This is a genomic window from Streptococcus sp. GMD6S (assembly GCF_000297015.1).
In genome coordinates this window covers 1-1,259 of record NZ_AJRH01000146.1, presented here as the reverse complement: position 1 = coordinate 1,259, position 1,259 = coordinate 1, and the positions used below count along the sequence as shown (strand labels likewise).

2 protein-coding genes are annotated in these 1,259 nt (G+C 36.9%); both read right to left on the bottom strand.

All coding sequences use genetic code 11. The annotated features are described in order from the left end of the window. Window positions 1-140 precede the first annotated feature (140 nt). Window positions 141-437 (bottom strand): bacteriocin immunity protein, encoded by a 297-nt coding sequence (locus tag GMD6S_RS09210; protein ID WP_000188106.1) that lies wholly within the window; start codon window positions 435-437, stop codon window positions 141-143. A 68-nt stretch (window positions 438-505) separates the two neighbouring features. Then, complete coding sequence (locus GMD6S_RS09205; RefSeq protein ID WP_000760776.1) at window positions 506-1,195, bottom strand: CPBP family intramembrane glutamic endopeptidase; 690 nt, start codon at window positions 1,193-1,195, stop codon at window positions 506-508. Between the last annotated feature and the right edge of the window lie 64 nt (window positions 1,196-1,259).

The window sequence follows — 1,259 nt, the reverse complement described above, 5'->3', positions numbered from 1 at the left end:
TTTTGCCATAAGATTTGTTCTCTTTTCTATTCTTAAATTTTCAGAATTTTTCATTCAACTATTCTAGTATACCCACTTGAGAAAACGAATGCAATTTATTTGACCGAAAATTATATAGAGAGACCTACCACTGCACTTCATCAGTAACCATAGCGAATCGCAGATAATTCTCTCAATTTTTTGATTTGCTTAGCTTGACTTTCTGACAAACCCAGCTTGTTATCAATCAACACACGTGAGATGTCAACGTTCATTTGGCTCAGAATAAATGGAGTAGAGGTTCCATCGTCCTTTAATCGTTTTTGATAAATCACTAACTGATTTTTCAGGGGAGCAAGTTGAGGCGCAACCTTTATATCTTCCAATAGATGATCAATGATGGTCATCGCTTCACAACGTCTTTCACTTCCTCCAGCAAACCATTTTAATGGTGTCATACTCATTTCCCTCCTGAAATTCGCTTATAAATTGAAAAACTATAATTCCTAACTCTCCAGCCAGTATTTTACCCAAACACCCTATGTAAAAAAGTCAGCAAAAATGGCAAGGTCGCTACAATATTATTGATTACATGCACCGCATAGGAAGGATAAATGCTCTTGGTATAACGGGTCAAACCAGCAAAGATGATTCCAGATGTTGTAAAAACGAAAATATCTAACAGACTAGGCAGGCTTGAAAAATGAGGGAGAGCAAATAAAATAGAAGGAAGAAGCAAATCAAGACCAAATCTCGAATCTTTAAAAAAGGCGTGTTGCAGTAATCCTCTATAGATTAACTCTTCCATCAGTGGAGTCAGAAAAAACAGGGCTATATAAATACCTAGCTCTGCAAAGTTAGTCCCACTATAACCAATCAATACAGCCCAACCTTCCGCAGTTGACTGAACATGTTTAGCTGTCTGAACGTTAAAAGAGATCTGGAGCACTACCACTAATACTGTCAAAATCGAATACCAAAGCCATTTTTCTCTTGGAATGCGAAAGAGATAACCATGGCCTGTCTTAACCAGAATCCAAATCATGACTCCGATAAATAGCAAACTCAAGATATTTTGAATCCAGAAGAAATTGCCTATCTGGGAAGAAAATTGCCAATAGTTTTGGACAATAAGCGTCAGCTGAGAAAGACCAAATACGAAAAATAGGTAAGAGAAGACAGCACTCATTTTGAAAAGAAGGCGATATTTTTTCATAATAAATCCCCTATAGATGTATGTGTATCACATCGCATAAACCCTCAGAACCACTCTTTTCATG